1 protein-coding gene is annotated in these 2,161 nt (G+C 43.1%); it reads left to right on the top strand.

Annotated features, from left to right (window positions below):
* Positions 1–574 precede the first annotated feature (574 nt).
* Positions 575–2,047 carry a group II intron reverse transcriptase/maturase gene (gene ltrA / locus AB6D80_RS24780; RefSeq protein WP_182796477.1) on the top strand — a complete coding sequence of 491 codons (1,473 nt, stop codon included), beginning with the start codon at positions 575–577 and terminating at the stop codon, positions 2,045–2,047.
* Positions 2,048–2,161: the final 114 nt, after the last annotated feature.

Below are 2,161 nucleotides of genomic sequence, written 5' to 3'. Positions count from 1 at the left end.
TAGTGCGACATGAAGTCGTATGAATCGTTGTTCGCCACGAAAAGAGCGAACCATTTGTATCACCAAATGACCCTACGGCTCTGAATAAAGAAGCGAGCCTGACAATGTAACAAAGTCTATCTGATGGACGGGAACTGAATCGCGAGAGGAAGCTCCTCCTGATAACCACATAAATCGGGTAAGTGCTAGGGAGTCAGTATGATGAACAGAAGTGAATCCACGTCAGATGCGTAATTTCACAAGCAGCGGAAGTGGTTTAGACGCTGTAGCTAAATAAGCAACGAGAGTAGGAAAGAAGTTTGTGTGTATTCTTTCGTGATCGAAATGCTCTCCGCATTATAGTGGGCATCTACCCTGACATTACGAGACATACGGAACATGGTAAGCCTGTATCACTCCCTCTGGGAAAGCCTATGTGGCCGATAGTGATGCAGGTAAAGGAGGTTGGAGAAAGCGAAAGCTGGATTGTAATGATGCAGATACAGGCACATGCCTGATCACGAAAGTGAGCCCACTTCCAACTGGTCTCCCGTTGCGAGAGAGTTTGAAGAACTTTATTAAGGAAGAAAAGCAAATGATGATTTCGAACGAGATTAGTGCATCTTCTGACAGTGCACAATGGCAATCCATTAACTGGAAGGCTGTGGAGGCGCATGTCTTAAAGCTCCAAATGCGTATCGCAAAGGCAACTAGAGAAGGTAATCACGGTAAAGCAAAAGCCTTACAGTGGATACTAACCCATTCTCGTTCAGCAAAACTTCTTGCTGTTAAGCGAGTATCTCAAAACAAAGGTAGTAAAACGCCTGGAATAGATGGCGTGCTCTGGAATACAGATGCACGTCGCATGAATGCAGTGAATCAATTGAGTCGAAAAGCTTATCAAGCTAAACCACTCAAGCGTATCTACATCCCTAAAAAGAACGGTAAGCTTCGACCACTTGGTATTCCTTGTATGGCAGATAGAGCGCAACAAGCACTCCACCTCCTTGCTTTGGAGCCTATCTCGGAAACAATTTCAGACCCAAATAGTTACGGCTTCAGACCAAACCGAAGCACTACTGATGCAATAGCGCAGTCTTTCTTATGCTTGGCTCAAAAGAAGGCAGCTAAATGGGTTCTTGAAGGAGATATTAAATCCTGTTTTGATAAAATCGGGCACCAATGGCTTCTTGATAACATCGCTGTAGACAAGCGTATGTTGGAACAATGGTTGAAGTCTGGTTTTGTAGATAAAGGGTTGTTTTATCGTACGGAAGAAGGCACGCCACAAGGTGGCATAATTTCTCCAACATTAATGCTAATCACTCTCGCAGGGCTTGAACAACAAATAAAGTCCTTGGCTCTTAAGAAGAAAGCAAGAGCCAACTTTATTGGATACGCTGATGATTTTGTTGTCACTTGTACATCAAAGGATGTATTAGAGAACGACATAAAGCCATTGATTACTGAATTTCTACTAGAAAGAGGTCTAACACTTTCCGATGAAAAAACACGCACAACTCATATTGATGATGGATTCGATTTTCTAGGGTTTAACCACAGAAAATACAAAGGAAAGCTACTCATAAAACCGAGTAAAACCAATGTACTGTCATTCTTAAGTAACTTGCGTAGACTCATCAAAACTCACGCAACGATCCCCGTAAATAACCTTATCAAAATGATAAACCCCAAAATACGGGGATGGGCGAATTACTATCGCCACTGTGTTGCTAAACGAGTTTTCGGATACGTTGGACACCAACTATTCCAAGCATTATGGCTCTGGGCTATTAGGCGTCACCCAACTAAATCAAAAAGTTGGGTCACCCATAAGTACTTCATCAACCGAAAAGGCCAATGGCAATTTCACGGTTGGCAGAAGATAATGAATATGGATTGTCAGTTCAATCTATTTCAAATAGCCAAAGTATCAATAGAAAGACATGTGAAAATCCGAAGTGCCGCAACGCCATTTGACCCTCAGCACCAAGAATACTTGGCGAAGAGAAAATTCAAAAGGAAAGCTCGCAACTCTTGGAACGATCCTGTTTTAACTGCTTTATAAGTTGCTGGGTATCAAACGATGCCTTTGCGGAGGCTTGAGCCGTATGCAGTGAAAGTTGCACGTACGGTTCTTAGGGAGACGGCACTTGGTAACAAGTGTCGTCCACCCGACAGG

Origin of the sequence: Vibrio sp. 10N.247.310.17, assembly GCF_041466605.1 — a bacterium.
GTDB lineage: Bacteria > Pseudomonadota > Gammaproteobacteria > Enterobacterales > Vibrionaceae > Vibrio > Vibrio tasmaniensis_A.
This window is presented reverse-complemented; position numbering and strand designations above follow the sequence as displayed.